Origin of the sequence: Sphingomonas melonis DAPP-PG 224 (genome assembly GCF_000379045.1) — a bacterium.
Lineage (GTDB): Bacteria > Pseudomonadota > Alphaproteobacteria > Sphingomonadales > Sphingomonadaceae > Sphingomonas > Sphingomonas aquatilis.
Window position 1 is genome coordinate 1,677,907 of sequence record NZ_KB900605.1, and the last position, 14,447, is coordinate 1,692,353.

Sequence of the window (14,447 nt, forward strand, 5' to 3'; positions counted from 1 at the left end):
GACGCTCCACCCGTAATGCCTAGGCCCATCCGTTATTGCGAGCGCAGCGCAGCAATCCAGGGCGTCCTAGTCCGGCTCTGGATTGCTGCGCTGCGCTCGCAATGACGACGGAGACCCGCAGCCCTTTGCAGTGAAGCTCAGGCGAGCAGCGTCGCGATCCGCTCCATCCGTTCGCCAGCGTCGGCAATCCGTTCGGCCAGGATCAGCCGGCCGTTCTTTGCCTCCAGCCCCTCGAGCTGCCCGGCGATATCGCTGTCCGCCCGCGGCGTCAGTGCCACCGCGGCGGGGCCGGCATCGATCCGTGCGACGCCATGTGCGCGGGCCAGTTCGCGCACCCGGGCCAGCGCGATCAGCCGCATGGCCGCGTCGGGCACATCACCGAACCGGTCGCGCAATTCCTCCTCGAACGCCTCGACGTCCTCGACGTCGCGCAATCGCGCGAGCCGGGCGTAGAGCGACAGCCGCAAATCCTCGTCCGGAATCCAGTCGGCCGGCAATTGCCCTTCCAGCCCCAAATGCAGTTCGGGCGTCCAGCGCTCCACCGTCTCGCCGCGCGCGGTGCGCAGTGCGCCTTCGAGCAACTGTTGGTACAGCTCGACGCCGATCAGCCGCATATGCCCCGCCTGCGTCTCGCCGAGCAGGTCGCCCGCGCCGCGCATGTCGAGATCGCGCCCGCTGATCGCGAACCCCGCGCCCAGTCGGTCGAACGCCTCCAGCGTCCTGAGGCGCTTCAATGTGCGCGGCGCGATGTCATGCTCGCCATCGGTGAACAGCAGCACCTGCCCGCGCCGATGCCCGCGCCCGACGCGCCCGCGCAGCTGGTGCAATTGGGCGAGGCCGAAGCGGTCGGCGTGGACGATCGCCATCGTATTGGCGCGCGGCACGTCCAGCCCCGCCTCGATGATGTTGGTTGCGAGCAAGACGTCGCCGTCGCCGCGCCCAAAGCGCACCATCGCCTCGTCGATCTCGGCAGCCGGCATCTTGCCATGCGCCTGCAACAGCTCGAGTTCGGGCACCAGCTTGGCGAGCTGGTCCGCGAGCGGCGCCATGTCGGCGATGCGCGGCACGACGACGAAGCTCTGCCCGCCGCGCGCGCGCTCCCGCAACAGCGCCGCGCGCAGCGTCTCGGGCGCGAAGGTGGAGACGGCGGTGCGGATCGGCTGGCGGCGCGCCGGCGGCGTCGCGATCACCGATAGTTGGCGCAGCCCCACCAGCGCCGCCTGCAGCGTGCGCGGGATCGGCGTCGCCGACAGCGTCAGAACATGGCCAGCCGACCCATCGCCGGCCGACAGCGCCTGCAGCTTGGCCTTGTCCGCGGCGCCGAAGCGCTGCTCTTCGTCGACGATCACCAGCGCCAGGTCACGATAGGCGACGCCCTTGCCGGCAACCGCGCCCGTGCCGATCACGATATGGATACTGCCGTCCTGCAGCCCCGCCTTCACCCGGCGTGCCTCGGCGGCGGTCGACCGGCGCGACAGGCCCGCGACGACGATATCCGTGCCTGCGAAGCGCTGCGTGAAACTGTCGAGATGCTGGCGGGCGAGCACCGTCGTCGGCGCGGCAAGCGCCACCTGTTTGCCCGACAGCGCGGCGATGGCCGCGGCGCGCAGCGCGACCTCGGTCTTGCCGAAGCCGACGTCGCCGATCACCAGCCGGTCCATCGGCCGCCCGGAGGCCAGATCGCTGCGCACCGCCTCGATCGCGAGCAGCTGGTCGGGCGTTTCGGAGAAGGGAAAGCCCGCGGCGAAGCGTTCATATGCGGCGGGATCGGGATCGAGCACCGGCGCCGTCCGCTCGCCGCGCTCGGCGGCGAGGTTCGTCAGGCCGCGCGCGGTTTCGGCGATCGCGGCGTCGATGCCGACGCGGCGCTCGTGCCAGCTCTTGCCGTCGAGCGTGTCGAGCTTCACCGCATCGTCCTCGGCCCCATAGCGCCACAGCCGGTCGGCGTCGGCGACGGGCACCAGCCGCACCGCGTCGCGCGCATAGACCAGCTTGATCGCGTCGCCGCCGGTCTCCCCGTCCTCGGCCAGCGACTCCAGCCCTGCGACGGTGCCGATGCCGTGATCCTCATGGATCACCGTATCGCCGACGCGGATTTCGGTGGTCTGGAGCAGGTCCGGGTCGACGCGCCGCACCGCCCCGTCGTCGCGATCCGCACGGCTGCCGATCAGGTCGGCAGCGGCGACCGCCAGCACGCCCTTCGTCGTAAACCCGCGATCGGCGGGGGCGGCGAGCGTCAGCAGCGATCCCTTCGGCGCCTTGGCCACGGCGGTCCAGTCGTCCAGCGCGGTCGCGCTTGCGTCGACCGCCTTCTCGATCCGTTTGGTCAGGAAGCGCAGGTCGCGCGCGCTGCCGAGCAGGACGACCCGCGTGCCCGCGGCCAGCGCCGCCTTGGCGACCTTCGCGAAGGCTCGCATCGGCCCGCGCTGTTCGACGAAGCGGGGCGGGGGATCGCCCGCCTTGGGCAGAGTCTTGACGGTCCGTTCGGCCATCGCCGCGGTCCACGCGTCTTCGTCCACGACCTCGCGCGCCGCCCGGCGGGCACCCCGCGTGGCGGCATCCGCGCTCAGCAGCAGCAGGCGGCGGCGGCGATCGTCCGCCGCGGGCGACACGACGATCGTCGCATCGGGGAGATGGTCGATCAGCGTGCAGCGTGCCTCGCCCAGCGGCGGTTCGGCGACGCGGCCCAGCTCGCGCTGCTTGACCTCGCCCGTGCTGCGCTGGTCGGCGGGGTCGTAGGATCGGATCGCGACGACATGGCCATCGCCCACCTCGATCCGCAGCGGCGCGTCCGCATCGGCGGGAAACACGTCGAGCACCGCGCCGCGCAGCGCCAGCTCGCCCGGTTCGTCGACCCGCTCGTCGGCGATATAGCCAAGGTCGGTCAGCGTCTCGGCCAGCGTCGCCAGATCGCATGCGCTGCCGACCGTCACCCGCGGCGGTTCGGCGTCGAAGGCCGCGGGGGCAGGGCAGGCGCGGGCAAGCGCCTCACCCGTCGTGATCAGCGCGATCCGCGGCCGGCGACGCTTGGCGAGCGTGCAGCGGACGGTGCGCAGCGCCGACACGCGCTGCCCGACATTGGCGGGGGAGGCGGGCGCCTCGTCCCCGGGCAGCGCGTCGGTGCCCGGACACACCACGACCGTCGCCGCGGGCATCATCGCGGCGAGCGCGCGGGCCAGCGCCGCCGCGCGCACCTCGTCCGCCTCCGCCGCCAGCACGTCGCCCTTGCGCAGCAGGCCGGCGAGCCCCGCCGCGGTTTCGGCAATGCCCAGCCGCCGGTGGGGCCGGTCGTCGCCGGGGGCGAGGGTCGCGATCTCTGCGGCGGACAGCGTACGCATGAACTGGGGCATCCTGTTGAAGGATAACGGGAAACACCCGCCCGCCCATCGCCGTTCCGCGCGTCGGCAAAAGAAGATCGCCCGCATGCCCGCGGATCGCCCCGCGCAGATGATCGTTGGCAGCGCGCCCGCGTCGCGGCATCAGACCCGCAGACACTCCTCCCTTTCATGAGAGACGCCATGACCCAGACCGCCCTCATCACCGGCGCCACCGCCGGCATCGGTGCCGCTGCCGCCCAAGAATTCGTCGGCGCCGGCTGGCGCGTCATCGCCACCGGCCGCCGCGCCGACCGGCTGGACGCGCTGAAGGCGGAACTGGGCGATGCGGTCCACACGCTCGCCTTCGATATTGCCGACGACGCCGCCACCGCCGCCGCGCTCGACAGCCTGCCCGCGGACTGGCGCGATATCGACTTGCTCATTAACAACGCCGGCCTCGCGCTCGGCACCAAGCCCGCGCAGGAGGCGAAGCTCGACGACTGGCGCACGATGATCGCCACCAACGTGTCGGCGCTCGTCGCGCTGACGCACCGGCTGCTCCCCGGCCTGATCGAACGCCAGGGCGCGATCATCAACCTGTCGTCGGTCGCGGCGACCTATCCCTATACCGGCGGCAACGTCTACGGCGGGACCAAGGCGTTCGTGGAGCAATTCTCGCTGGGGCTACGCTCGGACCTGCACGGCACCGGCGTGCGCGTCACCTCGATCGAGCCCGGCATGGTCGAAACGGAATTCACCGTCGTGCGCACCGGCGGCGATCAGGGCGCGTCCGACACGCTCTACAAAGGCGCTGACCCGATGACCGCGGAGGATATCGCCGCGACGATGCTCTGGGTCGCGACGCTGCCGCCGCACCTCAACATCAACCGGCTGGAACTGATGCCCGTCAGCCAGTCCTTCGCCGGCTTCCAGGTGGCGCGGAAGGGGTAGGGGCGGACTAAAAACTCCGTTCGCCCTGAGCCTGTCGAAGGGCTGGGTGCTCCGCGCGGTGCGGTTCGTGCGTACAGGCGTGCTTCGGCAGGCTCAGCACGAACGGGGGATATATGGCCCGTTAGTCCCGCCCCGCGCAGGGGTCGCGCAGATGCTGCGACAGAAAGGCGATCAGCGCCTCGACGCGGGCGGGGCGTAGCGCGCTGGGCGGGGTGACGATGTGCAGCCCGATTGGCGCCGACGCCCAGTCCGCCAGCAGCGGCACCAGCGCGCCGCTCGCCAGGTGCGGGCCGACGATGAAGGCCGGCAGGCGCGCGATTCCCAGGCCGGCGAGCAGCGTGGGCACCAGCGCCTCGCCGCTGTTGGCGACCAGCGGCCCCTGCGGTCGGATCGCGACGTCGCTGCCGTCGGCGTGCTGGAAATGCCACGGCCCCGTGACGTTCGAATAGCCGAGCAGCCGATGCGCCGACAGCTCCGCCGGATGCGTGGGCGTGCCATGCTCGGCCAGATAGGCAGGCGACGCGACCAGATGCGCCGCGATATCACCCAGCCGCCGCGCGCGCAGGCTGCTGTCGGCCAGTTCGCCGATGCGCAGCGCCACGTCGAACCCTTCGGCGACGATATCCACCCGTGCGTCCGAACAATGCAGGTCGATCTCGACGCCCGGATGCTCTTTCAGGAACGTCGCGAGCAGCGGCGCGACGTTGCTGATCCCGAAGCTCATCGGCGCCGCCAGTCGGACGCGTCCGGTCGGTACGCTCGCCGCATCGCGCGCCGCTTCCTCCGCGGCGCGCGCCTCGCCCAGGATGCGCGTCGCATGGTCGGCGAGCGGTCGCCCCGCCTCGGTCAGCGCCAGCCGGCGCGACGTGCGGTGGAACAGCGACTGGCCGATATGCGCCTCCAGCCGGCTGATCGCCTTGGACACGGTCGCCTTGCTCAACCCGATCGCATCGGCGGCGCCGCTAAAGGATCGGTGCTCCACCACCGCGGCGAAGATCGCCCAGGCTTCCAGATCCGGCAGTCGCATCGATCCCCCCACAGGTTGCAACCGCCAGCCTTACCCAAAGGAACCGCTTGAGGAAACGATCGGTTTCCAGCGTTTCCGTTTACGCGCTGATGGCCGCGCGCCATCTTGCTGCCCACGACAGATGGAGATGTTCGCGATGACCAAGGTTCTGGTGCTCTATTATTCCTCCTACGGCCATATCGAGAAGATGGCCGACGCCGTCGCCGAGGGCGCGCGCGAGGGTGGGGCAGAGGTCGCCATACGCCGCGTCGCCGAAACCGCGCCGGACGAGATCGTCAAGGCGGCAGGCTTCAAGACCGACACCGCGCACCCGCTGATCGAGGGGCCCGATGCGCTCGCCGACTATGACGCGATCATCGTCGGCGCGCCGACCCGCTACGGCCGGATGCCCAGCCAGATGGCGGCCTTCTGGGACACGACGGGCGGCCTGTGGTTCAAGGGCGCGCTGATCGGCAAGGTCGGCGGCGCCTTCACCTCGACCGCCAGCCAGCACGGCGGGCAGGAAACGACGCTGTTCTCGCTCATCACCAACCTGCTGCACCACGGCATGGCGATCGTCGGCCTCGATTACGGCTTCCAGGCCCAGATGGGCGTCGACGAAGTCCGCGGCGGTTCGCCCTACGGCGCCACCACGATCGCCGGCGGCGACGGCTCGCGCCAGCCGCATGCCGAGGAACTCGCCGGCGCCCGCTACCAGGGCAAGCGCATCGCCGAGACGGCGGCGAAGCTGAAGGCGTAACGGCCGTGCTCATTCCTCCCCCTGGCGGGGGAGGACTATGCCGATGCGCTGCAAGGGGAAGGCTGGAGTTTCCGGCCATCCCCGTGCCGCACGGTGGACCCCGGAACAAGTCCGGGGTGACGGGATATTTGGGGCACGCGTCACGCCCCCCACGCCATGATGACGCCCGCCCGTCACCGCGCTACCACCCGCGCATGACCCAAGCCCCCACGCACACCCCACGCCCGCGTCTCGCCTATCACCACACGCCGGGCACCGGTCCGACGATCGTGTTCCTCCCCGGCTACGCCTCCGACATGACCGGCACCAAGGCGCTGGCGCTGGAGGCCTGGGCGGGCCGCACCGGCCGCGCTTTCCTGCGCTTCGATTACGGCGGCTGCGGTGCGAGCGAAGGCGACTTCGCCGACCAGACGCTCGCCGGCTGGCGCGACGATACGCTGGCGATGATCGACCAGATCGTCGCCGGGCCGGTGGTGCTGGTGGGCTCGTCGATGGGCGGCTGGCTGATGCTGCTCGCCGCCAGGGCACGGCCCGATCGCGTGCTCGGCCTCGTCGGCATCGCGCCCGCCCCCGATTTCACCGACTGGGGTTTCACGCTCGACGAAAAGATGGCGATCCTGCAGCAGGGCAAGCTGGAGCACGCCAACCCCTATGGCCCCGAACCGACGCTCTATACCCGCGCCTTTTTTCAGTCGGGCGAAGCCAACCGCTTGATGTTCGGCGCTATTCCCTTCGACGGTCCGGTGCGGCTGGTGCAGGGGCAGGCGGACCCCGACGTGCCCTGGCATCGCACCGTGCATCTGGCCGAGCTGATCCGTTCAGCCGACGTGCAGACGTGGCTGGTCAAGGACGGCGACCACCGCCTGTCGCGCGACACCGACGTCGCGCTGATCGTCCGCGCGGTCGAGGACGTGCTGAGCCGCTTATGATCCTGTTGTTCGCCGCCGCATTGCAATCCGCCACCGCCCAACCTGCCGACCCGAGGGAGGCGCGCTTCGACCGCTGCGTCGCGCTCGCCCGCACCGATCCCGCCGCCGCCCGCGCCGAAGCGGTCCGCTGGGGCGCCAGCGGCGGCGCCTGGTTCGCGCGCCAATGCGCCGGCCTGGCGTACACGCAGGAGGGCAACTTCCCCGCCGCCGCCGTCGAATTCGAAGCGGCGGCCAAGGCGGCTGAAACCGCGCACGACAAACGCGCCGCCAATTACCGTGCGCAGGCGGGCAATGCCTGGCTCGCGGCCGGCGACGTGCCCAAGGCGCGGTCCAACCTCGACACCGCGCTGATCGCGGGGACGCTGGAGGGGCTGGCGCTCGGCGAGGCACAGCTCGACCACGCCCGCGTCCTGGTCGCGGCCGGCGAGCCCGAGGGCGCGCGTCGTGATATCGACATGGCGCTCAAGACCGCGGGCGACGATCCGCTGGCGTGGCTGCTGTCGGCGACACTGGCGCGGCGCGAGGGCGACGTGATCCGCGCCAAGACGGACATTGCCGAGGCGCTGAAACGCTCCGCCGACGACGCCTCGGTGCAACTCGAGGCGGGCAATATCGCCGCACTCGCCCGCGACGAGGCCGGCGCCCGCGCCGCCTGGGCCGAAGCCGCACGCCTCGCCCCCAACGCCCCCGCCGGCAAGGAAGCCCGCGCCGCGCTTGCTCAGTTCGGCGACGTGTCGGCGGCAAAGGCGGCGCCGGTGGGCCGCTGACGCCAGCCCCACTCCGTCATGCAGCAGAAGGGCAAGCCGACGATCCGCGCGGCCCTCAGTCCTCCCCCGCCAGGGGGAGGTGGCATGCCGAAGGCATGACGGAGGGGGCGGACGGGAACGTCTCTAGTAACGAAGCGCTACCCTTACCTCCCCCTCCGTCACCGCCTTCGGCGGCGCCACCTCCCCCTGGCGGGGGAGGAATAAGGCCGCCACCCCCACCCCGTCACCCCGGACTTGGTCCGGGGTCCACTGATCCTCAGGGGCAGCGCCTGAGCCACTTGCCGTCCCCCCGCCGCACGGTGGACCCCGGAACAAGTCCGGGGTGACGAAGTGGACCCCCTCGACGGCACCGACGCCGTCCCTTACGCGTTGGGGCACGATCGTTCCCCAAGTCCAAGGGCAAGGCATGCATTACCTCCACACCATGATCCGCGTCAGCGATCCCGACGCGACGATCGCCTTCTTCAACGTGCTAGGCCTCCACGAAGTCCGCCGCATCGACAACGACCAGGGCCGCTTCACGCTGATCTTCCTCGCGACGCCCGAAGACGCCAAGCTCGGCGAACGCCGCGCCGAGGTGGAGCTGACCTACAATTGGCCGGCACAGGACGGCAGCGCGCCCGAAAGCTACACCGGCGGCCGCAATTTCGGTCACCTCGCCTATCGCGTCGACAATATCTATGACAGCTGCCAGGCGCTGATGGACCACGGCGTCACGATCAACCGCCCGCCGCGCGACGGCAACATGGCGTTCGTGAAGACCCCCGACGGCATTTCGATCGAGCTGTTGCAGGCGGGCGACCCGCTGCCGTCGGCCGAGCCCTGGGCGTCGATGCCCAACACCGGCAGCTGGTAACGCCATGACGCTGGAGATCGTCCGCGTTCCCGTGCTCAGCGACAATTACGCCTGGCTGATTCATGACGATGCCAGCGGCGAGACGGTCGCGGTCGATCCCGGCGAGGCGGCGCCGGTGCAGGCTGCCGCCGCGCAGCGTGGCTGGCGGATCGATCAGGTGTGGACGACGCACTGGCATCCCGATCACGTCGGCGGCAACGCGGCGTTGCGGGCGGCGGGCGCCCGCATCACCGGTCCGGCGCGCGAGGCCGCGAAGATCCCGACGCTCGACGCGACGGTGGACGAAGGCGACGTGGTCCGCATCGGCGGATCGGTTGCGCAGGTGCTGCACGTGCCCGGCCACACCGCCGGCCACATCGCCTTCCACCTCGCCGATGATCAGGCGATCTTCACCGGCGACACGTTGTTCGCGCTCGGCTGCGGCCGGTTGTTCGAAGGCACGCCGGCAGAGATGTTCGCCAACATGCAGCGCTACGCCGCGCTGCCCGACGCGACGCGTGTCTATTGCGGCCATGAATATACGCAAAGCAACGGCCGCTTCGCGCTCAGCGTCGAGCCGGACAATGCGGCGCTGGTGGAGCGGATGCGCGACGTCGACGCGGCGCGCGCGGCCGGCGAGGCGACCGTGCCCACCACCATCGGTCTGGAGCGCGCGACCAACCCGTTCCTGCGGGCAGGGGATGCGGACGAATTTGCCAAGCTGCGGGCCGGCAAGGACAATTTCAAAGGCTAAGACGTTTTACCCGGCGACAGGAGCGACATATGGCGATCAGGACACCCCTTGCGTTGGCGACGCTGCTGCTGGCGGCGGCCTGTGCCCAGACGCCTCAGCAGCGCCTTGCCGCCGGACATGACAGCGCCGCCGCGGCCAGCGGCTTACAGAAGGAACTCGCCGGCCTCACCCCCGGTCAGCCGATGGCGTGCATGCCGCGTTTCAACAATACGCAGGTCAAGGCGTTCGGCCTGACATTGGTTTATTCGGTCAGCCGTACGCTCAAATACCGCACCGATACGTCGGGCGGCTGCGAGCGCGTCGCGCGCGGCGACATCCTCGTCACGCAAAGCCCGATGAGCCAGGCGTGCCAGGGCGATATCGCGACCACCGTCGACCAGGGATCGCGGATGATGTCGGGCAGCTGCTCGCTCGGTCCTTTCGTCCGCTACGAGCGGCCGGCGCGATGAAGGCGCTGGCGCTGCTCGCCCTCGCGCTGCCGCTGATGGCGGCACGGTCGGACCCGCTTGCCGACCGCATCGCCGGGCAGCCCGCCGACTGCATCTCGCTGTCGAGCACCAACGGTCCGGAGATCGTCGATGCGCACACCATCCTCTATCGCCAGGGTGCGGGCCGCACGGTGTGGAAGACGGGGCCGGTCGGTGCCTGCCCGTCGCTCGCGCCGCTCAATACGCTGATCGTCGACGTGTGGGGCGGGCAGCTCTGCCGCAACGATCGCTTCCGCGTGCTGACGCCGGGTACGTCGATCCCCTCCCCCTATTGCCGCTTCACCCGCTTCACGCCCTATACGCTGCCGGACAAGCGCTGATTGACCTGTAGACGTCACCCCAGCGCAGGCTGGAGTTATTCGCGGCTCCTGCCGCGCCCAGCCTATGCCGGGATGATGGCCGGATCGGATGACGGCGACGCTGGCACCGGCACCACGATCCCCCTATCGTGCCGGCATGATACGCCCCTTCCACCTCGCCTTTCCCGTCCACGATCTCGCCGCCGCGCGCGGTTTCTACGGCGGCACCCTGGGCTGCGCGGAGGGCCGGTCGAGCGATGCCTGGATCGATTTCGACCTGTACGGCCATCAGATCGTCGCCCATCTCGATCCCGCCGCCCGCGCGGTGCGCGTCCGAAATGCCGTCGACGGCCATGACGTGCCGGTCCCGCATTTCGGCGTGGTGCTGACCATGCCGGACTGGGAAACCCTGCGAGACCGCCTCGTCGCGGCGGGCACGCACTTCGGCATCGCTCCGCATGTCCGCTTCGTCGGCCAACCCGGCGAGCAGGCGACGATGTTCTTCTACGACCCCTCTGGCAACGCGCTGGAGTTCAAGGCGTTTGCAGACGACGCGATGCTGTTCGCCACCACGAAGGACCCCGCATGACCGCGCCGATCGAGATCAACATCCCCCACCAGCTCGGCAAGCAGGGCGTCCGCGACCGCCTGGACGGCGGTATCGGCAAGATCGGCCGGCTGATCCCCGGCGGCGCGCAGGTCGATCACCGGTGGGAGGGCGACACGATGCACTTCACCGTCGGCGCGATGGGCCAGCAGATCGGCTGCCGCGCCACTGTGTCGGACAGCAACGTCCACGCGATCGTCGACCTGCCCGGCTTCCTCGGCCTGTTCGCCGGCAAGATCCGCGACGTGATCCAGCAGGAAGCGCCCAAGCTGCTAAAGTGAAACATTCCTCCCCCGCCAGGGGGAGGGGGACCGTTCGGCGTCAGCCGAATGGTGGAGGGGGCGGACGGCGGCGCCCGTCATGACTGAGGGCAATTCTTACCTCCCCCTCCGTCACCGCTACGCGGCGCCACCTCCCCCTGGCGGGGGAGGATCGATGCTACCCCATATGCCGCTTGTCGAGCTTCCGCGCCAAGGTTCGCCTGTGCATCCCCAGCCGCCGCGCGGCCTCCGAAATGTTGAAGTCCACATCGGCCAGCGTCTGGTGGATATGCTCCCATTCCAGCGTCTTGATCGACGTCGGCGGGGCAGGGGCGATCGTCGCGTCGGCATCGCCCTCGACGCGTGCGAACGCCGCCTCGATATCGTCGGTATTGGCGGGCTTCGTCAGATAGTTGGTCGCGCCCAGCTTGATCGCCTCCACCGCGGTCGCGATGCTGGCAAAGCCGGTGAGGACGACGATCTTGATCCCCGGATCGAGCGCATGCAGCGCCGCGACACAGGTAAGGCCCGACGCCCCGCCCAGCCGCAGGTCGACCACCGCATGGTCGGGCTTGAACGCCGTCGCCGTTGCCTCCAGCGTGTCCGGCCCGTCGATCATCGCGACCGCATAGCCGCGCCGCTCGAACGATCGGCCCAGCGTGCGCGCGAAATTGGCGTCGTCCTCGACGATCAGCAGGCGGCGGGCCTCGCTCATCCGCGCGCCTCCAGCGCCAGGCTGGCGATCGGCAGCCGCAGCACCGTCTCCGCGCCGCCCTCCGCGCGGTTGCGCGCCTGCAACGTGCCGCCCAGCGTCCGCAACACGTTGGTCGCGAGGAACAGGCCCAGCCCCGCGCCGCGTCGCGCCTTGCTGGTGTTGTACGGCCGCCCCAGGCTGTCCAGCACCTGCGGGGGAAAGCCGCTGCCGTCATCCTGCACCGTCAGCACCAGCATCGCCTCCTCCATCTGCGCTGTCAGCGCGATCCGCTCCGCGCCCGCCTCAACCGCATTGTCGAGCAGGTTGGTCAGCGCCTGCCCCAGCGCGCGATCGGCCACGATCGGCGTATCGTCGGACAACGCATCGTGGAAGGCGACGGTGCCTGGCCAGGCGTCGATCAGCTGGCGCAGGAACCGGCGCACCGTCGTGCGTTCGGGGGCGACGCCGGTCACCTCGCCCGCGGCGAACAGGATGCCCGACACGATCGTCTTGCAGCGCATCACCTCGGCCTGCATCTCCGCGACTTCGGCGGCGAGGCGGGGATCGTGCGTGACGGCCGGATCGGCCTTCCAGTCGCCCAGCAGCACCGCGATCGACGCGAGCGGCGTACCCAGCTCATGCGCCGCGCCGCTGGCCAGCAGACCCATGCGCACGATCTGGTCCTCCTCCGCCGCTCGGCGACTCAGGTCGGCCAGATAGGCGTCGCGCTCGCGCAGATTGGCGGCGATCCGCGTCACGAACAGCACCAGCAGCACCGCGGCGAGTACGAAATTGCACCACAGCGCCAGCACATAGACGGGCGACAGATGTGTCGCGAACCACGGCGGCAACGCCAGCGGCGGGCTGACCGCCGCAACGACCGCGAAGGCGACGGCGGTGAAGCCGACCAGCGCCCAGCTCGACCAGGCATGTAGCAGCACCGCGCCCATCACGACCTGCAACAGGTACAGCGACACGAACGGATTGTTCGCGCCGCCCGACAGATACAGCTGCACCGACAGCGCGAAGACGTCGCACACCAAAGTGCCGAACAGCTGGAAATTGGTGACCGGCCAATGCGGATGTCCCAACCACGTCATGACGTTCAGCATCACGAGCCCGGCGAGCACGACGAACATCTGCGCGATCGGCAGCGTGATCCCGAAGCCGTAATGCACCGTCAGAATCGTCGCGAGCTGCCCACCCACCGCCATCCAGCGCAGCAGCACCAGCTGCCGCATATTGCGCGCCGCGGCATCGTCAGGCGCAGGCGGCGGCAGGCGGACGGCATGGGTCATACTCACCGTGGTAGCGCGCGGCGCCCCGCCCGTCATCCCGGCGCAAAGGGGAGGGGCCGAAACACACCCCACCCACGCCGTCACCCCGGACTCGTTCCGGGGTCCACCGCGCCGCACGGGAACGGCCAGAGCCTCTAGCGCCCCCCTCGCCGCAGAGTGGACCCCGGACCAAGTCCGGGGTGACGGAGCGGGTGGGGCAACGCCCCGCACGGCCGCCAGCCGACAAGAGCAGGCGTACGAGCTGGATGCCCCAAGCCGCCACCCTGTCTAACCCATCCACGGAAATCGGCCCGACCGCCTATCCCACCCACCGCGTCACCCCGGACTTGGTCCGGGGTCCACCGCGCCGCACGGGAACGGCCAGCGCCTCCAACTCCCCCCTCGCCGCAGAACAAACCCCGGAGCAACGAAGCAAACGACGCCCCCCTCAGAACCCCCAGTCGACCCTATCCGTCTCGCCCTTGCAGATCCCGCGCAACGCCGCCCACTCGCGTGCGTCCAGCGCAGGCGTATACACCGCGCCCTTCACGATGCTCGCCCGGAACCGCTTCGCCCGGTCTGCGGACATCGGATGGCTGGCGATATAGGCGAACATCCGCTCCGTCCCGCCCGCGCCCTTGCCCAGACGGTCGAAGAAGCGCGCGGTCGGCACCGGCGACAGCTTGGCGTCGCGCAGCATCTCGATCGCCCGGCCATCGGCGCGCGCCTCTGCATCGCGCGAATAAGCGGTGGCGAGCAGCGCGTTGGTATAGCCGCCGACATGCCCCTCCATCCCGCCGAGCAGCACGGACAGGCCCATCTGCCGCAGCAGCGATTCCATCACATCGCGCCCGCGGACATGGCCGATTTCATGCGCGATCACGCCCGCCACCTCGTCGGGCGACTGCGCCGCCTGGATCAGCCCGTCGAACACCACGATCCGCCCGCCGGGCAGCGTCACCGCATTGACCATCGGCAGTTTGACGACATGCACCTCCAGCGTGCGATCGTCGGGGTCGATGCGCTGCACCAGCGTCGCCAGCGCGGCGCGTCCGGCGGGATCGGAACAGCCCTTGCGACCGAAATCGCCCATCATCACGTCGCCCAGCCGCTGTTCGGCCGATGCGGGGATCAGCCGCGCGAGCAGTGCAGGGGTGCGCAGGACGACGACCACGACGATGGCCGCCAGCACCGCAAAGATGCCGACCGCACGCCACAGCCCCAGCCGGTCGACCCAGCGGCCATAGCGATGCGCGCCCGGCAGCGCCGCGGCCAGATCGGCCGGCACCGCGCCATCGAAGGTGATGCGCCAGCCGGGGTGCCCCTTGCGCCCGAAGCTCGCATGGCCGGCGTCGCCGTCGCCCGGCGTCAGCTCGGCGAACGGCACCCGCGCGCCGGCCTGCCCGTCGTCCACCAGCGTGAAGCCGTCGCCCTCGGCGACCAGCTCCACCCGGCGGCGCAGCGCGGTGACGCCGTCGTAATGCCAGACGCCTGCGCGCATGG

General features: G+C 70.3%; 15 protein-coding genes. 10 read left to right on the forward strand and 5 right to left on the reverse strand.

All coding sequences use genetic code 11. The features are described 5' to 3' along the window. Positions 1-137: 137 nt before the first annotated feature. Positions 138-3,338 carry a TRCF domain-containing protein gene (locus tag SPHME3_RS0108130; RefSeq protein ID WP_018250669.1) on the reverse strand — a complete coding sequence of 1,067 codons (3,201 nt, stop codon included), beginning with the start codon at positions 3,336-3,338 and terminating at the stop codon, positions 138-140. Between the two features lie 180 nt (positions 3,339-3,518). On the opposite strand from SPHME3_RS0108130, the gene SPHME3_RS0108135 reads away from it, so the two are divergent. Beyond that, entirely contained in the window at positions 3,519-4,268 is a 750-nt protein-coding gene (locus SPHME3_RS0108135; protein ID WP_017979660.1) for an SDR family NAD(P)-dependent oxidoreductase, read from the forward strand. 121 nt (positions 4,269-4,389) lie between these two features. Here the strand turns inward: SPHME3_RS0108135 and SPHME3_RS0108140 are convergent, their stop codons facing one another. Continuing rightward, positions 4,390-5,295 carry a LysR family transcriptional regulator gene (locus SPHME3_RS0108140; RefSeq protein ID WP_017979659.1) on the reverse strand — a complete coding sequence of 302 codons (906 nt, stop codon included), beginning with the start codon at positions 5,293-5,295 and terminating at the stop codon, positions 4,390-4,392. A 136-nt stretch (positions 5,296-5,431) separates the two neighbouring features. Here SPHME3_RS0108140 and wrbA point away from each other — a divergent pair, with 136 nt between their 5' ends. The 9 genes from wrbA (at position 5,432) to SPHME3_RS0108190 (ending at position 10,994) form a co-directional block, all read left to right on the forward strand. Further along, the gene (wrbA, locus tag SPHME3_RS0108145) at positions 5,432-6,034 is read left to right on the forward strand and encodes an NAD(P)H:quinone oxidoreductase (protein ID WP_024310391.1); all 603 of its coding nucleotides are present in this window, start codon (positions 5,432-5,434) and stop codon (positions 6,032-6,034) included. A 194-nt stretch (positions 6,035-6,228) separates the two neighbouring features. Then, positions 6,229-6,963 carry an alpha/beta hydrolase gene (locus SPHME3_RS0108150; RefSeq protein ID WP_017979657.1) on the forward strand — a complete coding sequence of 245 codons (735 nt, stop codon included), beginning with the start codon at positions 6,229-6,231 and terminating at the stop codon, positions 6,961-6,963. Then, complete coding sequence (locus SPHME3_RS0108155) at positions 6,960-7,730, forward strand: tetratricopeptide repeat protein (protein WP_017979656.1); 771 nt, start codon at positions 6,960-6,962, stop codon at positions 7,728-7,730. Before SPHME3_RS0108150 ends, SPHME3_RS0108155 begins: the two co-directional genes overlap by 4 nt. 406 nt (positions 7,731-8,136) lie before the next feature. Continuing rightward, positions 8,137-8,586: a VOC family protein gene (locus tag SPHME3_RS0108165; protein ID WP_017979654.1), complete on the forward strand. Its 450-nt coding sequence runs from the start codon at positions 8,137-8,139 to the stop codon at positions 8,584-8,586. Between the two features lie 4 nt (positions 8,587-8,590). Next, positions 8,591-9,319 carry a hydroxyacylglutathione hydrolase gene (gene gloB, locus SPHME3_RS0108170; RefSeq protein WP_017979653.1) on the forward strand — a complete coding sequence of 243 codons (729 nt, stop codon included), beginning with the start codon at positions 8,591-8,593 and terminating at the stop codon, positions 9,317-9,319. Positions 9,320-9,348: 29 nt separating this feature from the next. Beyond that, positions 9,349-9,768 (forward strand): hypothetical protein, encoded by a 420-nt coding sequence (locus tag SPHME3_RS0108175; protein WP_231292043.1) that lies wholly within the window; start codon positions 9,349-9,351, stop codon positions 9,766-9,768. Beyond that, entirely contained in the window at positions 9,765-10,127 is a 363-nt protein-coding gene (locus SPHME3_RS0108180; RefSeq protein WP_017979651.1) for a hypothetical protein, read from the forward strand. The genes SPHME3_RS0108175 and SPHME3_RS0108180 overlap by 4 nt, the downstream gene beginning before the upstream one ends. A 136-nt stretch (positions 10,128-10,263) precedes the next feature. Continuing rightward, entirely contained in the window at positions 10,264-10,695 is a 432-nt protein-coding gene (locus SPHME3_RS0108185; RefSeq protein ID WP_017979650.1) for a VOC family protein, read from the forward strand. Then, positions 10,692-10,994, forward strand: coding sequence for a polyhydroxyalkanoic acid system family protein (locus SPHME3_RS0108190; RefSeq protein WP_017979649.1), 303 nt, complete (start codon positions 10,692-10,694; stop codon positions 10,992-10,994). Before SPHME3_RS0108185 ends, SPHME3_RS0108190 begins: the two co-directional genes overlap by 4 nt. Before the next feature lie 157 nt (positions 10,995-11,151). On the opposite strand, the gene SPHME3_RS0108195 is transcribed toward SPHME3_RS0108190, so the two are convergent. From SPHME3_RS0108195 to SPHME3_RS0108205, 3 genes are all read right to left on the reverse strand, one after another. Continuing rightward, entirely contained in the window at positions 11,152-11,688 is a 537-nt protein-coding gene (locus tag SPHME3_RS0108195) for a response regulator transcription factor (protein ID WP_017979648.1), read from the reverse strand. Next, positions 11,685-12,965, reverse strand: coding sequence for an ATP-binding protein (locus SPHME3_RS0108200; RefSeq protein ID WP_017979647.1), 1,281 nt, complete (start codon positions 12,963-12,965; stop codon positions 11,685-11,687). Before SPHME3_RS0108200 ends, SPHME3_RS0108195 begins: the two co-directional genes overlap by 4 nt. A 427-nt stretch (positions 12,966-13,392) precedes the next feature. Beyond that, positions 13,393-14,445, reverse strand: coding sequence for a M48 family metallopeptidase (locus tag SPHME3_RS0108205; RefSeq protein ID WP_017979646.1), 1,053 nt, complete (start codon positions 14,443-14,445; stop codon positions 13,393-13,395). Positions 14,446-14,447: the final 2 nt, after the last annotated feature.

Bases quoted from the DNA above. Each gene is read 5' to 3' on its own strand.
- SPHME3_RS0108200 (WP_017979647.1), bottom strand. From the start codon at position 12,965: ATGACCCATGCCGTCCGCCTGCCGCCGCCTGCGCCTGACGATGCCGCG.
- SPHME3_RS0108190 (WP_017979649.1), top strand. From the start codon at position 10,692: ATGACCGCGCCGATCGAGATCAACATCCCCCACCAGCTCGGCAAGCAG.
- SPHME3_RS0108135 (WP_017979660.1), top strand. From the start codon at position 3,519: ATGACCCAGACCGCCCTCATCACCGGCGCCACCGCCGGCATCGGTGCC.
- SPHME3_RS0108140 (WP_017979659.1), bottom strand. From the start codon at position 5,295: ATGCGACTGCCGGATCTGGAAGCCTGGGCGATCTTCGCCGCGGTGGTG.
- SPHME3_RS0108185 (WP_017979650.1), top strand. From the start codon at position 10,264: ATGATACGCCCCTTCCACCTCGCCTTTCCCGTCCACGATCTCGCCGCC.
- SPHME3_RS0108155 (WP_017979656.1), top strand. From the start codon at position 6,960: ATGATCCTGTTGTTCGCCGCCGCATTGCAATCCGCCACCGCCCAACCT.
- SPHME3_RS0108205 (WP_017979646.1), bottom strand. From the start codon at position 14,445: ATGCGCGCAGGCGTCTGGCATTACGACGGCGTCACCGCGCTGCGCCGC.
- SPHME3_RS0108175 (WP_231292043.1), top strand. From the start codon at position 9,349: ATGGCGATCAGGACACCCCTTGCGTTGGCGACGCTGCTGCTGGCGGCG.
- SPHME3_RS0108195 (WP_017979648.1), bottom strand. From the start codon at position 11,688: ATGAGCGAGGCCCGCCGCCTGCTGATCGTCGAGGACGACGCCAATTTC.
- SPHME3_RS0108130 (WP_018250669.1), bottom strand. From the start codon at position 3,338: ATGCGTACGCTGTCCGCCGCAGAGATCGCGACCCTCGCCCCCGGCGAC.
- gloB (WP_017979653.1), top strand. From the start codon at position 8,591: ATGACGCTGGAGATCGTCCGCGTTCCCGTGCTCAGCGACAATTACGCC.
- wrbA (WP_024310391.1), top strand. From the start codon at position 5,432: ATGACCAAGGTTCTGGTGCTCTATTATTCCTCCTACGGCCATATCGAG.
- SPHME3_RS0108180 (WP_017979651.1), top strand. From the start codon at position 9,765: ATGAAGGCGCTGGCGCTGCTCGCCCTCGCGCTGCCGCTGATGGCGGCA.
- SPHME3_RS0108150 (WP_017979657.1), top strand. From the start codon at position 6,229: ATGACCCAAGCCCCCACGCACACCCCACGCCCGCGTCTCGCCTATCAC.
- SPHME3_RS0108165 (WP_017979654.1), top strand. From the start codon at position 8,137: ATGCATTACCTCCACACCATGATCCGCGTCAGCGATCCCGACGCGACG.